Origin of the sequence: Polaromonas sp. UC242_47 (assembly GCF_044452385.1) — a bacterium.
Taxonomy (GTDB): domain Bacteria; phylum Pseudomonadota; class Gammaproteobacteria; order Burkholderiales; family Burkholderiaceae_C; genus Polaromonas.
Genome location: NZ_JBIOAO010000001.1, coordinates 3,428,425 through 3,442,485, shown reverse-complemented (window position 1 = coordinate 3,442,485; position 14,061 = coordinate 3,428,425). Strand labels below are relative to the sequence as shown.

15 protein-coding genes and 1 pseudogene are annotated in these 14,061 nt (G+C 61.4%); 10 read left to right on the top strand and 6 right to left on the bottom strand.

The features are described 5' to 3' along the window. Positions 1-13 precede the first annotated feature (13 nt). Positions 14-469, bottom strand: coding sequence for a hypothetical protein (locus ACHMXK_RS16620; RefSeq protein WP_397441638.1), 456 nt, complete (start codon positions 467-469; stop codon positions 14-16). Positions 470-486: 17 nt separating this feature from the next. Then, positions 487-1,041, bottom strand: coding sequence for a GNAT family N-acetyltransferase (locus ACHMXK_RS16615; RefSeq protein ID WP_397441637.1), 555 nt, complete (start codon positions 1,039-1,041; stop codon positions 487-489). 172 nt (positions 1,042-1,213) lie between these two features. Here ACHMXK_RS16615 and rpsP point away from each other — a divergent pair, with 172 nt between their 5' ends. The 4 genes from rpsP to rplS all read left to right on the top strand — a co-directional run bounded on the left by rpsP (position 1,214) and on the right by rplS (position 3,668). Beyond that, positions 1,214-1,474: a 30S ribosomal protein S16 gene (rpsP, locus tag ACHMXK_RS16610; RefSeq protein ID WP_318406489.1), complete on the top strand. Its 261-nt coding sequence runs from the start codon at positions 1,214-1,216 to the stop codon at positions 1,472-1,474. Positions 1,475-1,488: 14 nt separating this feature from the next. Then, entirely contained in the window at positions 1,489-2,064 is a 576-nt protein-coding gene (gene rimM, locus ACHMXK_RS16605) for a ribosome maturation factor RimM (RefSeq protein ID WP_397441636.1), read from the top strand. A gap of 178 nt (positions 2,065-2,242) precedes the next feature. Further along, positions 2,243-3,022, top strand: a complete 780-nt coding sequence (trmD, locus tag ACHMXK_RS16600; protein WP_397441635.1) for a tRNA (guanosine(37)-N1)-methyltransferase TrmD — start codon at positions 2,243-2,245, stop codon at positions 3,020-3,022. Positions 3,023-3,302: 280 nt separating this feature from the next. After that, positions 3,303-3,668 carry a 50S ribosomal protein L19 gene (gene rplS / locus ACHMXK_RS16595; protein WP_397441634.1) on the top strand — a complete coding sequence of 122 codons (366 nt, stop codon included), beginning with the start codon at positions 3,303-3,305 and terminating at the stop codon, positions 3,666-3,668. A 139-nt stretch (positions 3,669-3,807) separates the two neighbouring features. Here the strand turns inward: rplS and ACHMXK_RS16590 are convergent, their stop codons facing one another. After that, entirely contained in the window at positions 3,808-4,254 is a 447-nt protein-coding gene (locus ACHMXK_RS16590) for a winged helix-turn-helix transcriptional regulator (protein ID WP_397441633.1), read from the bottom strand. A 96-nt stretch (positions 4,255-4,350) separates the two neighbouring features. Between ACHMXK_RS16590 and ACHMXK_RS16585 the strand changes: the two genes are divergently transcribed. From ACHMXK_RS16585 to hisC, 4 genes are all read left to right on the top strand, one after another. Next, positions 4,351-5,616 carry an MFS transporter gene (locus ACHMXK_RS16585; RefSeq protein WP_397441632.1) on the top strand — a complete coding sequence of 422 codons (1,266 nt, stop codon included), beginning with the start codon at positions 4,351-4,353 and terminating at the stop codon, positions 5,614-5,616. A 39-nt stretch (positions 5,617-5,655) separates the two neighbouring features. Beyond that, positions 5,656-6,360 carry a CoA pyrophosphatase gene (locus tag ACHMXK_RS16580; RefSeq protein ID WP_397441631.1) on the top strand — a complete coding sequence of 235 codons (705 nt, stop codon included), beginning with the start codon at positions 5,656-5,658 and terminating at the stop codon, positions 6,358-6,360. 135 nt (positions 6,361-6,495) lie between these two features. Then, on the top strand, positions 6,496-7,497 hold the full coding sequence (locus ACHMXK_RS16575; protein WP_397441630.1) for a CobD/CbiB family protein: 1,002 nt from the start codon (positions 6,496-6,498) through the stop codon (positions 7,495-7,497). A gap of 22 nt (positions 7,498-7,519) precedes the next feature. Beyond that, entirely contained in the window at positions 7,520-8,581 is a 1,062-nt protein-coding gene (gene hisC / locus ACHMXK_RS16570) for a histidinol-phosphate transaminase (protein WP_397441629.1), read from the top strand. A gap of 7 nt (positions 8,582-8,588) precedes the next feature. Here hisC and rsgA read toward each other — a convergent pair whose 3' ends face one another. The 3 genes and pseudogenes from rsgA to ACHMXK_RS16555 all read right to left on the bottom strand — a co-directional run. Continuing rightward, positions 8,589-9,536: a ribosome small subunit-dependent GTPase A gene (gene rsgA / locus ACHMXK_RS16565; RefSeq protein WP_397441628.1), complete on the bottom strand. Its 948-nt coding sequence runs from the start codon at positions 9,534-9,536 to the stop codon at positions 8,589-8,591. Continuing rightward, positions 9,533-9,853 carry a 4a-hydroxytetrahydrobiopterin dehydratase gene (locus tag ACHMXK_RS16560; RefSeq protein WP_397442547.1) on the bottom strand — a complete coding sequence of 107 codons (321 nt, stop codon included), beginning with the start codon at positions 9,851-9,853 and terminating at the stop codon, positions 9,533-9,535. The genes rsgA and ACHMXK_RS16560 overlap by 4 nt, the downstream gene beginning before the upstream one ends. Before the next feature lie 18 nt (positions 9,854-9,871). Further along, positions 9,872-11,137 (bottom strand): annotated as a pseudogene (locus ACHMXK_RS16555) (M48 family metallopeptidase); the annotation flags it as partial. 35 nt (positions 11,138-11,172) lie between these two features. On the opposite strand from ACHMXK_RS16555, the gene orn reads away from it, so the two are divergent. Together orn and ACHMXK_RS16545 are read left to right on the top strand one after the other, a co-directional pair. After that, entirely contained in the window at positions 11,173-11,736 is a 564-nt protein-coding gene (gene orn, locus ACHMXK_RS16550; protein ID WP_397441627.1) for an oligoribonuclease, read from the top strand. 387 nt (positions 11,737-12,123) lie between these two features. After that, entirely contained in the window at positions 12,124-14,061 is a 1,938-nt protein-coding gene (locus tag ACHMXK_RS16545) for a DEAD/DEAH box helicase (protein ID WP_397441626.1), read from the top strand.

The following is a 14,061-nucleotide window of genomic DNA, read 5'->3' as shown; positions in this document are numbered from 1 at the left end:
GTGAGGCTCTTTTTTATTGGCTGATTTTCCTGGCTTCTTCGATCTGGTACTCGTAGTAACGCTGAAAGCTGAAGACGATGCTGGACATCAGGGCCACGGTGCCGAACAGCAAGGCCAGCACGATGGCGCCCATGGTCAGCCAGTTGGTCCTGCCTGCAGCGGCGTCTGGCTCGGCCGACGGGTTGTGTTGCGCATTCCATTTTTCGGGCGCCATCAGGCCGTAATATATAGCCGTCAAGGCCGTGCCCGCGAGGGTGAAACCGAGCAGCGGAATCAGCATCCAGGCCACATGGTCGTCCTGGCCATACATCTGCACCCGCTGGACACCCCACCAGCCCAGCGCGGCCGCCAGCGGGTGCAGCCAGGCGAACAGGTCTTTCCAGCCGTAAAGGTAGATGCGATGGAGGCCGAGTTGGCCGACGACAAACGCCAGCCAGGTGGCCAGCGTTTTGTTTTTGTTTTTGTTCATGGAGGCAGTGGAGACAGTCATGGAGGGGAGGAAGAGGCGGACGGCGTGGCGTCCGGGGGCGGCAAGGTGTCGCCGGCACCCAGCGTTTTTTGCATGATCACAATATCACGCCAGGCCCCCATTTTCCACCCGCAGGCCTCGACCACGCCGACTTGTGTGAAACCCAGCGCGCGGTGCAGGCCAACCGAGCCGGCATTGGCCGAATCGCCAATGACCGCCATGATCTTGCGTATGCCAGCGGATTCGCAGCGCGCCAGCAACTCGCTCAACAGCGCGCGACCCAGGCCTTTGCCCTGCTGGTCGGGCGCGAGGTAAATCGAATCTTCCACCGAATAGCGGTAAGCCGGCCGGGGTTTGAACCAGTTGCCGTAGGCAAAACCGACCACCACACCTTGGTCCTCGGCGACGAGGTAGGGCAGGCCTTTGGACAAGACGTCGGCGCGGCGTGAGCCCATGTCGGCCACGCTGGGCGGTTCGGTTTCAAAGGTGCCGGTGCTGTGCAACACGTGGTGCGCATAAATCGCGGTGATGGCAGGCAGATCGTCGTCGCGGCAGGGTCGTATCAGGGTCATGGCAATGGTTAAAAAGGAGGGCTGGAAAGTCGTTGTGGGGGAAATCTCGGGCCGCGGGTTATAATCTGCGGCTTTGCAGCATTTCGCTGGCCGGGTGCCATGTCGTGTGTCTCAAGCGCTGCAGGAACATTTTGGGGTGATTTATTTCACCTCACCACCCGAAGGATAAATCATGGTCGTCATCCGACTCTCGCGCGGCGGTTCTAAACACCGTCCCTTTTTCAATATTGTTGTGGCTGACAAACGCGTTCGCCGCGATGGCCGTTTCATCGAACGCATCGGTTTTTACAACCCGATCGCTAAAGGTGGCGAAGAGGGTCTGCGCATCGAGCAGGACCGTCTGACCCACTGGCTCGGCGTTGGCGCACAGCCATCCCCGACCGTGGAGCGCCTGGTCAAGCAGGGCGCTGCCGCTGCTCCCAAAGCCGCCTGAGCGTAGAGGTTTAGATGCTGCCTGGCCTTGAGCCGTCCGGTTTGCCGGATGATGCGGTTGAAGTTGGGCGCATTCTTGATGCCTGGGGCGTCAAGGGCTGGGTCAAGGTCCTGGCCCACAGCGCCTCCTCCGAGGCGCTTTTTTCTTCTGGCCGCTGGTATCTCCAGCCGCCCGATGCCAAACACCGGCCTGGCTTTGATGCCTTTGCCGGCACGGTGATTTTGGGCGTCACCGAATCCAAAACCCATTCCGACTCCGTCGTTGCCAAATTCGAAGGCATCGATGACCGCACGCCGGCCGAGGCTTTGCGTGGCGCACGCATTTTTGTGCCGCGCAGCAGTTTTCCGAAAGCCGGCAAAGACGAGTATTACTGGGTCGACCTGTTGGGCTTGAACGTGCTCAACCGCGAAGGTGTGGCCCTGGGCTGCGTGCGCGACCTGATGGCCACCGGCCCGCATTCTGTGCTGTGTGTCGAATACACCGAAGAGGGTCAGACCCTGGAGCGCATGATCCCCTTTGTGGCGGCTTATGTGGATGCCGTCGATCTGCCGGGTAAAACCATCACGGTGGACTGGCAGCCTGACTATTAGAGCCCTCACGCTCCCCACTTCGTGTGGTTCGCTGCCCCCCGAGGGGGTGCTGCGCCTGCGGGCCGGCGGAGCCGGACCCGCGGCCCCTGCTTGAAAAAGACGAACTCCCTGCGGTCGTTCGCTTCATATCCGCTCGTCCTGAGCTGGTTCGTGGCGGTCCGGTGCAAAATAGACTTCCATGCGTTTTGACGTCATCACCCTTTTCCCCGAGCTGTTCGCGCCGTTTTTGACAAGCGGCGTGACACGCCGTGCCTACGAATCCGGCCTGGTCGAGGTCAAACTCTGGAGTCCGCGCGATTTTGCCGACGGCAGTTATCGCCGTGTGGATGACCGTCCCTTTGGCGGCGGCCCCGGCATGGTGATGATGGCCGAGCCGCTGGCCCGTTGCCTGGAAACCCTTCGTGCTGAACGCGCCGAGCCTGCCGGCCAGCAGGCCCCGGTGGTGCTGTTTTCGCCGATCGGCCGTGCGCTGGACCACAGCGGGGTGGAAGCCTGGTCGGCCAGCAGCGGCGCGGTGCTGATTTGCGGCCGTTACGAAGGCCTGGACCAGCGTTTTATCGACACCTATGTGGACCAGCAAATCAGCCTGGGCGACTTTGTGCTGTCGGGCGGCGAAATTGTGGCCATGGCCTTGCTGGACGCGGTGGCGCGGCTGCAGCCGGGTGTGCTCAATGACGAAGGCAGCCACCAGTTCGACAGCTTCAACCCGGCCCTGGACGGCCTGCTCGATTGCCCGCATTACACACGGCCCGAGACCTGGCGTGAGCAAGCCGTGCCGGACAAACTTTTGTCGGGCAACCATGCGCATATCGAGCGCTGGCGCCGCGAGCAGCGGCTGGCCCTGACCCAGCGCCATCGCCCGGAACTGGTACAAAAAGCGCGAATTGCCGGCCATTTGAGCGCCAGCGATGAGGTTTTTCTGGCTGATTTGATCGAAGACCCCGAGCAAGACGCGTGAATTGCCTCGTGGCATTTCCAGAAATTCAGGGTTTCGGGATGAAGTGCTAGGCGCACGGAGCGCAGCACCCGGAATGTACTTGGGTACATGAGGATTGCGAGCACCGCGCAACGACGCAATTCGCCCGAAAAATGGATTTATGGAAGTGCCATATAATCAAAGGCTTTTCGGTCCTCTGGCGGCCACTGCAACCATCTTGACCATCAACGATGTGTCCATGGATTTGCGGTCTTTAGTGCAGCGCGTGTATGAACGAAAAAACAAGTGAGATGGAATTTTTATGAATCTGATCGAAACTCTTGAGTTGGAAGAAATTGCCCGCTTGAACAAGACCATCCCTGTGTACGCCCCCGGCGACACCGTGATTGTCAGCGTCAATGTGGTTGAAGGTACACGCAAGCGTGTGCAGGCCTTTGAAGGCGTCGTGATTGCCAAGCGCAACCGCGGTCTGAACTCCAGCTTCATCGTGCGCAAAATCTCCAATGGCGAAGGCGTCGAGCGGACCTTCCAGGTCTACAGCCCCCTGATCGCCAAGATCGAAGTCAAACGTCGTGGTGACGTGCGTCGCGCCAAGTTGTACTACCTGCGCGAGCGCAGCGGCAAGTCGGCACGTATCAAGGAAAAGCTGGGCGCCAAGGCTGCGTAAAAGCAGTTCTGCCCTCGAAAAGCCGCTCATCCGAGCGGCTTTTTTGTGCCCGCTCGCAGGGCGGCTCGCCATGGCGAGTTCCCGGAGAGATCACCGCAGGCCGGCGTTTTCCTCGCCGTTCCTTATGCGCTGGCCGCCATTACTGAACTTTTCTCACGCTCACTGCGCCCGGCGCAATAACACGACCGTCCGCCGCCATGGGCTGCATCCAGCCTAGAGGTTTTCCTGAGCTTGTTTCGACCAATTGCGAATGCGCTTGGCCAGGCTCGAACAAATGTTGTTCACCCCATTGCCGAAGCGCGACCACGACCGGGAAAAGCTGCTCGCCCTGGGGCGTCAGAACGTATTCCTGGTAGGACGTCCCATCGGACGCCGGCTGCACTTCGAAAATACCGGCCTCGACCAGACCGCGCAAGCGATCCGCCAGGATGCTGCGCGCCACGCCCAAGCCGCGTTGGAAATCGCTGAACCGGCGCGTGCCATCGAAGGCGTCACGCACCAGCAGCAAGGACCAGCGATCCCCCACAAGATCGACTGCGCGCGCCACGGGGCAGGTTTCGTCTGGCTTGTCTTGACGTTTGGCCATATAAGCACCTTTTTTGTGATTGGTTTCATTTTAAGACTGGTTTGGCTACAATCAAACTGGTCTTTATTTGAAACTAGATGAATGAAAGGATGGCTCATGCGTGCCCATCAAGACGCACGGTCCGGTGCGGCGGCCGCCATGCCGTTTTTTCTGGTCGCCCTGTTGGCCTGCGCCAGTGGCCTGAGCGTGGCGAATGTTTATTACGCCCAGCCACTGCTGGATACACTGGCCGCAGACTTTGCCATCAGCCATGCGGCCGTCGGCGGCGTCATCACGGCCACCCAGGTCGGTTGCGGGCTGGCCCTGCTGTTGTTGGTGCCGCTGGGGGATCGGATGGATAGGCGGCGCCTGATGCTGATGCAGTTGGCGGCGCTGGTGGTGGCACTGGTGGGCGTCGGTTTGGCGAGCTCATCCATGACCTTGTTGATGGGCATGTTGGCCGTCGGCCTGCTGGGTACGGCGATGACGCAAGGGTTGATCGCCTACGCCGCCACCGCCGCCGCACCGTCCGAGCGCGGTCGGGTGGTGGGTGTCGCCCAGGGTGGCGTGGTCATCGGCTTGTTGCTGGCGCGTGTGCAGGCTGGGGTGATCGCCGATCTGGCCGGATGGCGCGGGGTCTATTTTTTCTCGGCCGTCGTGATGCTGGTGCTGGGTGTGATGTTGTGGCGGGTGTTGCCCGCGCAGCTTCCGCCTTCGCGGCGGCTGTCCTATGGACAGTTGATTCTGTCGATGTTCACGCTGCTGCGCCATGAACGGGTGCTGCAAATCCGTGGCTTGATCGCCTTGTTGATGTTTGCGGCGTTCAGCGTTTTCTGGAGTGCATTGGTTTTGCCCTTGCGCGCGCCGCCTTATGCGTTCTCGTACACGCTCATCGGGGCGTTCGGACTGGTGGGTGTGGTGGGGGCCTTGGCCGCGGCGCGGGCAGGGCACTGGGCCGATCGCGGTCTGGGTCAGCGAACCAGTGGCATGGCGTTGTTGCTGCTGCTGGCCTCCTGGCTGCCGCTGTGGTTCGGCACCCACTCGCTGTGGTGGCTGGTGATCGGCATCGTCGCGCTGGACTTGGGCGGCCAAGCCATCCATGTGACCAACCAGAGCATGATTTTCAGGACGCAGCCGCAAGCCCATAGCCGGCTGGTGGCTGGCTACATGCTGTTTTATTCGGTCGGCAGCGGTCTCGGGGCCATGGCTTCGACCGCCGCCTATGCGGCTTTCGGTTGGACGGGCGTCTGCCTGCTGGGCGCGGGAGTGAGCGGACTGGCGCTGGCGCTCTGGGCGCTGACCTTGCGTTACATGCCGAAGGCGGGTGTGCCCCCATCCGCACACATGGGGGCGCCACACGATGCCCTGGAAGGTGCCCACTAGCGCGCAGGGGATTCATACACTGTTACCCTTGGATTCTGTATGAGCAGCACCCCCTTCACCAAGCCTCTGCCCGCCTTCGATCCCCGCAGCATCCCGGTGATCGGCATTGACACGCATTTGTCTGGCGTGCCGGCAGAGGCGCTGACGCCGCAGGCCTTGCGCCAGCGTTTTCGGCACCCGCCGTTCTGGACGCCGGAGCACAGCGTCGAGAAAAAGTTTTCCAACCGCGAGCCGGCGCTGGCGGCGGTACTGATTCCGCTGGTGATGCGCGATGAACTCACGCTGCTGCTGACCGAACGGGCCGGCCACATGACAACCCACGCCGGCCAGGTTGCGTTCCCCGGCGGCAAGACCGACGCGACCGACCACGATGCCGTGGACACGGCCTTGCGCGAGGCGCATGAGGAAATCGGTCTGATCCGCGAACATGTGGAAGTGCTGGGCATACTCCCGACCTACGTCACCGGCACCGCCTTCATCATCACGCCGGTGGTCGCGCTGGTGCAGCCTGGCTTTGTCTTGCAGCCCAACCCGGCCGAGGTGGCCGATGTTTTTGAGGTGCCCCTGCGTTACCTGATGAACCCTGCTAATCACCAGCGTCACGAGTTCGAGTTTGATGGCAGCACCCGCCAGTGGCTGTCCATGCCCTACACCGGCACGGACGTCGGCGACAGCAAGGAGCGTTACATCTGGGGCGCCACCGCCGGCATGTTGCGCAACCTCTACCGCTTCCTAAGCGCCTGAAGATCGGATGATGAGGGGCTCTCCCCTTCAAGCAGGGGTCGCGGGACTGGCTCCGCCAGACCGCAGGCGCAGCGGCCCCCTAGGGGGGCAGGGAGCGACACGCAGTGCGCGACCGTGGGGGCGTTATGATTTGGCATGAGTTTTTTCGCCGTTTTGCTCGCTCTCATCATTGAACAGGCCAGGCCGCTGGCCCGTGGCAATGTCATCCACGCCAGTTTGCGCCGCTGGGTGCGTTGGGCCAGCCGCAGCCTGGACGCCGGTCAGCCGCAGCATGGCTGGTTGGTCTGGACCATGGCGGTGGTGGTGCCGTCAGTGCTCACACTGGCGATTCACTGGCTGCTGTGGAGCGTCAACGTGGTGCTGGCCTTGGCCTGGAGCGTGGGCGTGCTTTATGTCACCCTGGGTTTTCGCCAGTTCAGCCACTATTTCACCGACATACGCGACGCGCTGGACGACGGCGACGAGGACAGTGCACGCGAGTTGCTGGCGCAGTGGCGCCAGGTCGATGCCAGCGAGTTGCCGCGCAGCGAAATTGTCCGCCACGTGATCGAGTATTCGGTGCTGGCCGCACACCGCCATGTGTTTGGCGTGCTGGCCTGGTTCTCGGTGCTGGCCGCGCTGGGCCTGGGGCCGGCCGGCGCGGTCTTGTACCGCCTGAGCGAGTTTGTGTCCCGGTATTGGGCCTACAAAAGCAAATCGACCGGCGAGGGCGCCAGTCCGGCCCTGCAACATGCCGCGGCGCAAGCCTGGCAGGTGATCGACTATGTGCCGGCCCGCCTGACCTCGCTGGGTTTTGCGGTGGTGGGCAGTTTTGAAGACGCGATCGACGGCTGGCGCAATTACGCGCAACGTTTGCCGGCCGATGCGGGCAATCGCAACGACGGCGTGATCCTGGCCGCGACCTCCGGCGCGGTCAATGTGCGGCTGGGCGGCGAAGCCTTGAAAACCACGTTTGCGACCGATACCGCCCAGGGTTTTCAGGCCAACGGTGATGCCGGCCCTGCCGCCACCGAAAGCACCCCCGGCCGCGAGCCCGAAGTGGCCCATTTGCGTAGCATTGTGGGCCTGGTCTGGCGCTCCGTGGTGCTCTGGATGGTGTTGCTGGCCTTGCTGACCCTGGCGCGCCTGCTGGGTTGAGCGTGCCTCCCGCCTGCTGACCATGTCCTCGTTCTGGAGTCCCTCGGTTCGGGAACTGGTGCCTTACACACCGGGCGAGCAGCCCGCCATCGCTGGCCTGATCAAGCTCAACACCAACGAAAATCCTTACCTGCCCTCGCCCCGGGTCATAGCCGCCATCACGGCGGCAGCGCAAGACGGTTTGCAACTCTATCCCGATCCGCAGGCCAAGGCCTTCCGGCAGGCGGTGGCAAGCTGCCATGGTCTGGATATGGGCCAGGTGTTTGCAGGCAACGGCTCGGACGAAGTGCTGGCGCACGCCTTCTTTGCGTTTTTCCGCCAGGACTTGCCCCTCCTGATGCCGGACATCAGCTACAGCTTTTACAAGGTCTACTGCGGGCTGTACGACATAGCGGTGACGCAGGTCCCGCTGGATGCGGCCATGGGTATTGATGTGACGCAGTATCAGGCGGCTTGCGGCGGTGTGGTGATCGCGAACCCGAATGCGCCCACCGGCTGCGGTTTGCCGCTGGCGCAGATCGAGTTGTTGCTGCAGCTGCAGCCCAATCGGGTGGTGCTGGTGGACGAAGCGTATGTGGATTTTGGCGGCGAGAGCGCCTTGGGTCTGATTCAGCGTTACCCCAACCTGCTGGTGGTCCAGACCTTGTCCAAGTCGCGTTCGCTGGCGGGTTTGCGGGTGGGTTTTGCTGCCGGCCAGCGCCATTTGATTGAGGCGCTGGAGCGGGTCAAAGACAGCTTCAACTCCTACCCGCTGGACCGGCTGGCGCTGACCGGCGCGGTGGCGGCTTACGAAGACAGCGCTTATTTTGAAACCACCCGGGCGGCCGTGATCGCGTCCCGCGAGTTGTTGCGCCAGCAACTGCAGGCCCTGGGTTTTGAGGTCTTGCCTTCGCAGACCAATTTCCTGATGGTGCGCCATCCTGACCATGATGCGGCGACCCTGGCCGCGGGCCTGCGGGTACAACGTATTTTGGTGCGTCATTTCAGGCTGCCGCGTATCGAGCAGCACCTGCGCATCAGCATAGGCACACCGGCACAATGCGCGGCGCTGGTGGACGCTTGCCGCAGCTTGCTGGGCGCCTGATCGTTTTTTAGTAGCGCCGCTCTTGCGACAATTCGGCAAACAGATCGCTATACAAACGATAGCGGCTTGCGCTGATACTACCTGGGCCAGAGGCCGATTTGACCTCTGAAATAACGCCGCAGCCGGGTTCGTGCAGATGGGTGCAGTTGTAGAACTTGCAATCCTGCGCATGGGCTTTGAGGTCCGGCATGTAGTTGGCCAGGTGCATGGGGTCTATGTGGTGCAGGCCAAACTCCTGGAAGCCCGGCGAGTCGATCAGCGCGGTGGTTCGTTCGGCGTCTATCCAGTACAAGGTGGTGCTGGTGGTTGTGTGTTTGCCCGAGTTCAGCGCTTGCGAGATTTCGGCCGTCAGCACTTGGGCGTCGGGCACCAACAGATTGGTCAAGCTGCTTTTGCCGGCGCCCGAGGGCCCGAGCACTAATGTCTTTTTGCCGCGCAGCAGCGCCTGCAGTTGCTGGTACTGCGCATCGTTGGCCACCGGCGTATCGGTTTTGGGTTTGATGGCCAGCGGCAAGACCTGATAACCCATGGCGCGGTAAGGCGCCAGCTTGGTCCAGGCGCGGCCAAAAGGTTCGACCAGGTCGCTTTTGTTCAGCGCAATGATGGGCGTGATACGTTCGGCTTCGGCGGCAATCAGCGCCCGCGTGAGCTGGGTTTCCGAAAACTCGGGCTCGGCGGCAATCAGGATCAGCACCTGGTCCAGGTTGGCGGCGAAGGACTTGGTGCGCATTTCGTCCTGCCGGTAAAACAGGTTGCTGCGCGGCTCGACTTTTTCGACCGTGCCTTCGTCTTGCGAGGGCAACCACTGGATACGGTCACCGACCACGACCTGGCTTTTTTTGCCACGGGGGTGGCAGATGATGCGTTCGCCGCTGGGTGTTTCCACCAGGCAATGCCGGCCAAAACCGGCAACCACCAGGCCGGGCAAGGTCCCGGCGGATGACACAGTGGTCAAGCGAGCAAGGCGTCGACTTTGGACGCGCAGAAAAAGTCACTGATCGAAATACCGTTCACGTCGTGCGTGTTGAAACGCACCGTGCATTTGCCGTAACTCAGGGCCAGGTCCGGGTGGTGATCCTCGGCATTGGCGATAAACGCCACGGCATTGGCGAAACCCATGGTCTCGTGGAAGTTTTTGAAGGTATAGGTTTTTTCCAGCGAACCGTCGATCAGCCGCCAGCCCAGGGCTTGTTCGCCGTTGAGCTGGCTCAGTTGCGTGACGATTTCGGTGGCACTCAAGGCGCGCCGGTTTTGGTGGATGGGGTTGCTCATGCGGAGGCTCCAGTGGGGGGCACCCATGCGGGCCAGTCTTTCGGAGGCCGGTGGGTGGGAATAATAAAATTTCACAAACACCGGGTCGGGCGTCAGCGTGCTGGCATTGTCCTGGTAGAGCTTGAGCAGGGCGCTTTGCAAGTCCTTGCCATCGGTCTGCGCCACGGCGTAGGCATCGGCCTCGAACTCATGTTTGCGCGAGAACTGGGCAAACAGCGGCGAGATGAAAAAGCTGAAGACCGGCACCACCAGCAGGAACAGCAGCAGGGCCAGCGCGTCGTTGCTGCCTTGCAGGTTGGGGCGCACGCCCAGGCCGGTGTAAAACCAGACCTGCGTCGACAGCCAGCCCAGCAGCGCGAAGCCGGCCAGGCTCATGGCAAACATCGAGACAATACGTTTGATGATGTGTTTGTGTTTGAAGTGGCCCAGCTCATGGGCCAGCACGGCATCGACTTCGGCCGGGCTCAACTGCTTGAGCAGGGTGTCGTAAAAAACCACACGTTTGGACGCGCCAAAACCGGTGAAATAGGCGTTGGCATGGGCCGACCGTTTGCTGCCGTCCATCACGAACAGGCCCTTGGCGGCAAAGCCGCAACGCTGCATCAGCGCCGTGACACGCGCCTTGAGGGTTTCATCTTCCAGTGGCTGGAACTTGTTGAACAGCGGCGCAATCACCGTGGGATAGAGCACCAGGATCAGCAGGTTGAAACCCATCCAGGTGCCCCAGGCCCAGAGCCACCACCAACTGCCGGTGCTGCCCATGATCCAGAGGATCAGCGCCACGATGGGCAAGCCGATCAACACGCCGACCAGGGTGGATTTCAGCAGGTCCGTCAGCCACAGCTTGAAGGTCATTTTGTTGAAGCCAAAACGTTCTTCGATGCGGAAGGTGCTGTACAGCGTGAAGGGCAAATCCAGCAGGCCGCTGATCAGACCAAAAGCGGCGAGCAGGGCCAGTTGCGGCACCAGGCTGCCGTAGCGGTCCAGGCCGCTGCCGGCCAGGGCCTGGTTCAAGGTGTCGATGCCGCCCAGCAGGGTCCAGCCCAGCAGCAGGGCGGTGCCATAAGCCAGTTCCAGCAGACCGAAACGGGCCTTGGTGAGGGTGTAGTCGGCGGCCTTCTGGTGGGCGTCCAGCGAAATGGTCGCGGCGAAGGCCGCCGGCACTGCGTTGCGGTGCCGCGCCACGTGACGGATCTGGCGCGACGCTAGGTAAAACTTCAGCACCACGCCCAGCACCAGCGCGGCACAGAAGACGAGGGTGAAAACCAGGGAATAGTCGTTCATCTGGGGAAGTTTAGGCGATCAGCGAGAATCGCAAGATGTCTGACCTTGAAACCACACTCAAAAAATCCGACCAGAACCTGATCTGGCTCGACTGCGAAATGACCGGCCTGGACCCGGAAAAAGAACGCCTGCTGGAAATCGCCGTGATCGTGACCGGCCCGCAACTCACGCCGCGCATCGAAGGCCCGGTGCTGGTGATTCATCAATCGGATGAGTTGCTGGACAAAATGGACAACTGGAACAAAGGCACACATGGCCGCAGCGGCCTGATCGACAAGGTCAAGGCCAGTTCGGTGACCGAAGAAGATGCGGAAAAGCAGTTGCTGGCTTTCATGGCCAAATACGTGCCCAAAGGCGTCACGCCCATGTGTGGCAACACCATCAGCCAGGACCGGCGTTTCCTGGTGAAATACATGCCCAAGCTGGAGGCGTATTTTCATTACCGCAATGTCGATGTCAGCACCTTCAAGGAGCTGGCCAAACGCTGGCGCCCCGAGGTGTACAGCGCTTTCAAGAAGCGGCAAAGTCACACGGCGCTGGCCGACGTGCACGAGTCGATCGACGAGCTGGAACACTACCGCACGCATTTTCTCAAGTGATTTTGGCCCCTGGCCCATGTCTCATGGGCGTAAGCAGCTATCAAAAATAGAGCGAATGAACAAGCTCCCAAGCCAGTTCCGGCGCAGTTTGGGGTCTTTCGTTCACGGGGGACTGGTAGAAACCCGTAAGCCGTGGCATAATTGAAGGCTTGACGGATGCACAGGGTGTGCACCGCATTTGTACATCTACCTCACACTTTTGGGCTCTACCAACAGAGTCATCGCTTCAGGCACCGGTTTTTCCGCCTGAGCCGAAATATTCGTTTGATGGTTGATGTTTTATTAACCATGAACGAAGCCTTCCGCTACGCGGCAGGTGGTAGTTTCTTGTTCGCCAGCCCACACCACAAGCGTGGCGGCGTGGACAAGTGTTTAGTGAGAAAAAACATGACTGACTCTTTTGAGGCTCGCGGCGACTTTATGGCCGAAGCAAACACCGATACCGACACCAACCTCGTTCCGGATTTTTCCGAAGCGACCGCCGCGCCTGAAAGCTCGCTGGAAGCCATTGTTGCGGAGCCCAACGGTTTCGTGACACTGGGCCTGGCCAAGGAACTGCTGCAAGCCGTGGCCGACATGGGTTTCACCAAGCCGACCGCCGTGCAGATGGCCACCATCCCCAAAGCCATGCAGGCCCTGGATGCAGACCCGAAAGCCACCAAATTCACCGACTTGCTGGTTTCCAGCCAGACCGGTAGCGGCAAAACCGCCGCCTTCCTGTTGCCCGTGTTGCACACCCTGCTCAAGCAGCAGGAAGAAAACGAGCGCAGCGAACGTGCCGAGTTTGAGCGTCAAAGCGCTGAAGCCGTGGCCCGTGGCGAAGCCCCGCTGAAAAAACCCAAGCGCAAAGACCCGACCAGCCCACGCAACTTCAAGGCCGCCACCCCTGGCGCCCTGATCCTGTGCCCGACCCGCGAGTTGGCCCAGCAGGTTTGCGCCGACGCGATCGATCTGGTACGCCATTGCCGCGGCCTGCGCGTGGCCAACGTGGTGGGTGGTATTCCTTACCAGCTGCAAATTGCCAAGCTGCAAAACGCCGACCTCGTCGTGGCGACGCCCGGCCGTCTGCTGGACTTGCAGCGCAGCATGCAGATCAAACTGGACCAGGTCCAGTTCCTGGTGGTGGACGAAGCCGACCGTATGTTGGACCTCGGCTTTGCCGACGACCTGACCGAAGTCAACCAGCTCACCATCGAGCGCAAGCAGACCATGATGTTCAGCGCGACTTTTGCGCCCCGCATCATGCAACTGGCGACCCGTGTGATGCGTACGCCGCAGCGTGTCGAGATCGACTCACCGCACGAAAAACACACGTCCATCACGCAGTCCCTGCTGTGGGCCGACAACATGAGCCACAAGCGCAAGCTGCTGGACCACATGCTGCGCGACACCACCATCAACCAGGCCATCGTGTTTGCGAGCACCCAGGTTGAATGTGACGGTCTGGCCAACGATCTGGTGCAAGAAGGCTTTAGCGCCGTGGCACTGCATGGTGCCCTGGGTCAAGGCCTGCGCAATCGCCGCCTGATGGCTTTCCGTGATGGCCGCGTGCAGATTCTGGTCGCCACCGACGTGGCCGCCCGTGGTCTGGACGTGCCGCACATCACCCACGTGATCAACTATGGTCTGCCCATGAAAGCCGAAGACTATGTGCACCGCATTGGCCGTACCGGCCGTGCTGGCCGCACCGGTCAGGCTATGACCATTGCCGAGTTCCGCGATCGCCGCAAGATCCAGGACATCGAGTTCTACATGAAGCAAAGCCTCAAGCCCAGCGTGATCGCCGGTCTGGAGCCGCAGCAACGTTTTGCACCTACCTCCGATCGCCCCCGTGGCAATTTCGGTGGCGGTCGTGACGACCGTGGTGGTGGCCGCAGTTTCGGCGGCGGCGGTGGTGGCTATGCAGGCCGCAAGCCTGCCGGTGGTGGCGGCTTCGGCGGCAACCGCGACGACCGTGGTGGCTTCGGCGGTGGTAACCGTGATGACCGCGGTGCTGGCGGTGGTTTTGGTGGCGGCAATCGCGATGACCGCGGTGGCTCCTTCCAGGGTCGTCCTCCTGCGCCTCAAGGCAACAACTATGCAGACCGTTCCGGTTTTAATGACCGCGGTCCGCGTCGTCAGGATGACCGTGGCTTCGGCAATAACAACAACGCTGGTTTCGCACCGCGTGAAGACCGCAACTTTGGTGGTGGCGCGCCGCGCAACGAAGGTTTTGCACCACGCCCTGACTTCGCCAACCGCAAGCCTGCTGGTTTTGCCAAGCCGGCCGGCAAGGTGTTTGTTCCCCGTGATGCCCAAAAGCGTCCGGCACGCCCCGCACGTTAA

What these genes read in the sequence shown, in the direction of transcription:
- ACHMXK_RS16620 (WP_397441638.1), bottom strand. Translation starts at nt 469, where the DNA reads ATGAACAAAAACAAAAACAAAACGCTGGCCACCTGGCTGGCGTTTGTC.
- ACHMXK_RS16615 (WP_397441637.1), bottom strand. Translation starts at nt 1,041, where the DNA reads ATGACCCTGATACGACCCTGCCGCGACGACGATCTGCCTGCCATCACC.
- rpsP (WP_318406489.1), top strand. Translation starts at nt 1,214, where the DNA reads ATGGTCGTCATCCGACTCTCGCGCGGCGGTTCTAAACACCGTCCCTTT.
- rimM (WP_397441636.1), top strand. Translation starts at nt 1,489, where the DNA reads ATGCTGCCTGGCCTTGAGCCGTCCGGTTTGCCGGATGATGCGGTTGAA.
- trmD (WP_397441635.1), top strand. Translation starts at nt 2,243, where the DNA reads ATGCGTTTTGACGTCATCACCCTTTTCCCCGAGCTGTTCGCGCCGTTT.
- rplS (WP_397441634.1), top strand. Translation starts at nt 3,303, where the DNA reads ATGAATCTGATCGAAACTCTTGAGTTGGAAGAAATTGCCCGCTTGAAC.
- ACHMXK_RS16590 (WP_397441633.1), bottom strand. Translation starts at nt 4,254, where the DNA reads ATGGCCAAACGTCAAGACAAGCCAGACGAAACCTGCCCCGTGGCGCGC.
- ACHMXK_RS16585 (WP_397441632.1), top strand. Translation starts at nt 4,351, where the DNA reads ATGCGTGCCCATCAAGACGCACGGTCCGGTGCGGCGGCCGCCATGCCG.
- ACHMXK_RS16580 (WP_397441631.1), top strand. Translation starts at nt 5,656, where the DNA reads ATGAGCAGCACCCCCTTCACCAAGCCTCTGCCCGCCTTCGATCCCCGC.
- ACHMXK_RS16575 (WP_397441630.1), top strand. Translation starts at nt 6,496, where the DNA reads ATGAGTTTTTTCGCCGTTTTGCTCGCTCTCATCATTGAACAGGCCAGG.
- hisC (WP_397441629.1), top strand. Translation starts at nt 7,520, where the DNA reads ATGTCCTCGTTCTGGAGTCCCTCGGTTCGGGAACTGGTGCCTTACACA.
- ACHMXK_RS16560 (WP_397442547.1), bottom strand. Translation starts at nt 9,853, where the DNA reads ATGAGCAACCCCATCCACCAAAACCGGCGCGCCTTGAGTGCCACCGAA.
- orn (WP_397441627.1), top strand. Translation starts at nt 11,173, where the DNA reads ATGTCTGACCTTGAAACCACACTCAAAAAATCCGACCAGAACCTGATC.
- ACHMXK_RS16545 (WP_397441626.1), top strand. Translation starts at nt 12,124, where the DNA reads ATGACTGACTCTTTTGAGGCTCGCGGCGACTTTATGGCCGAAGCAAAC.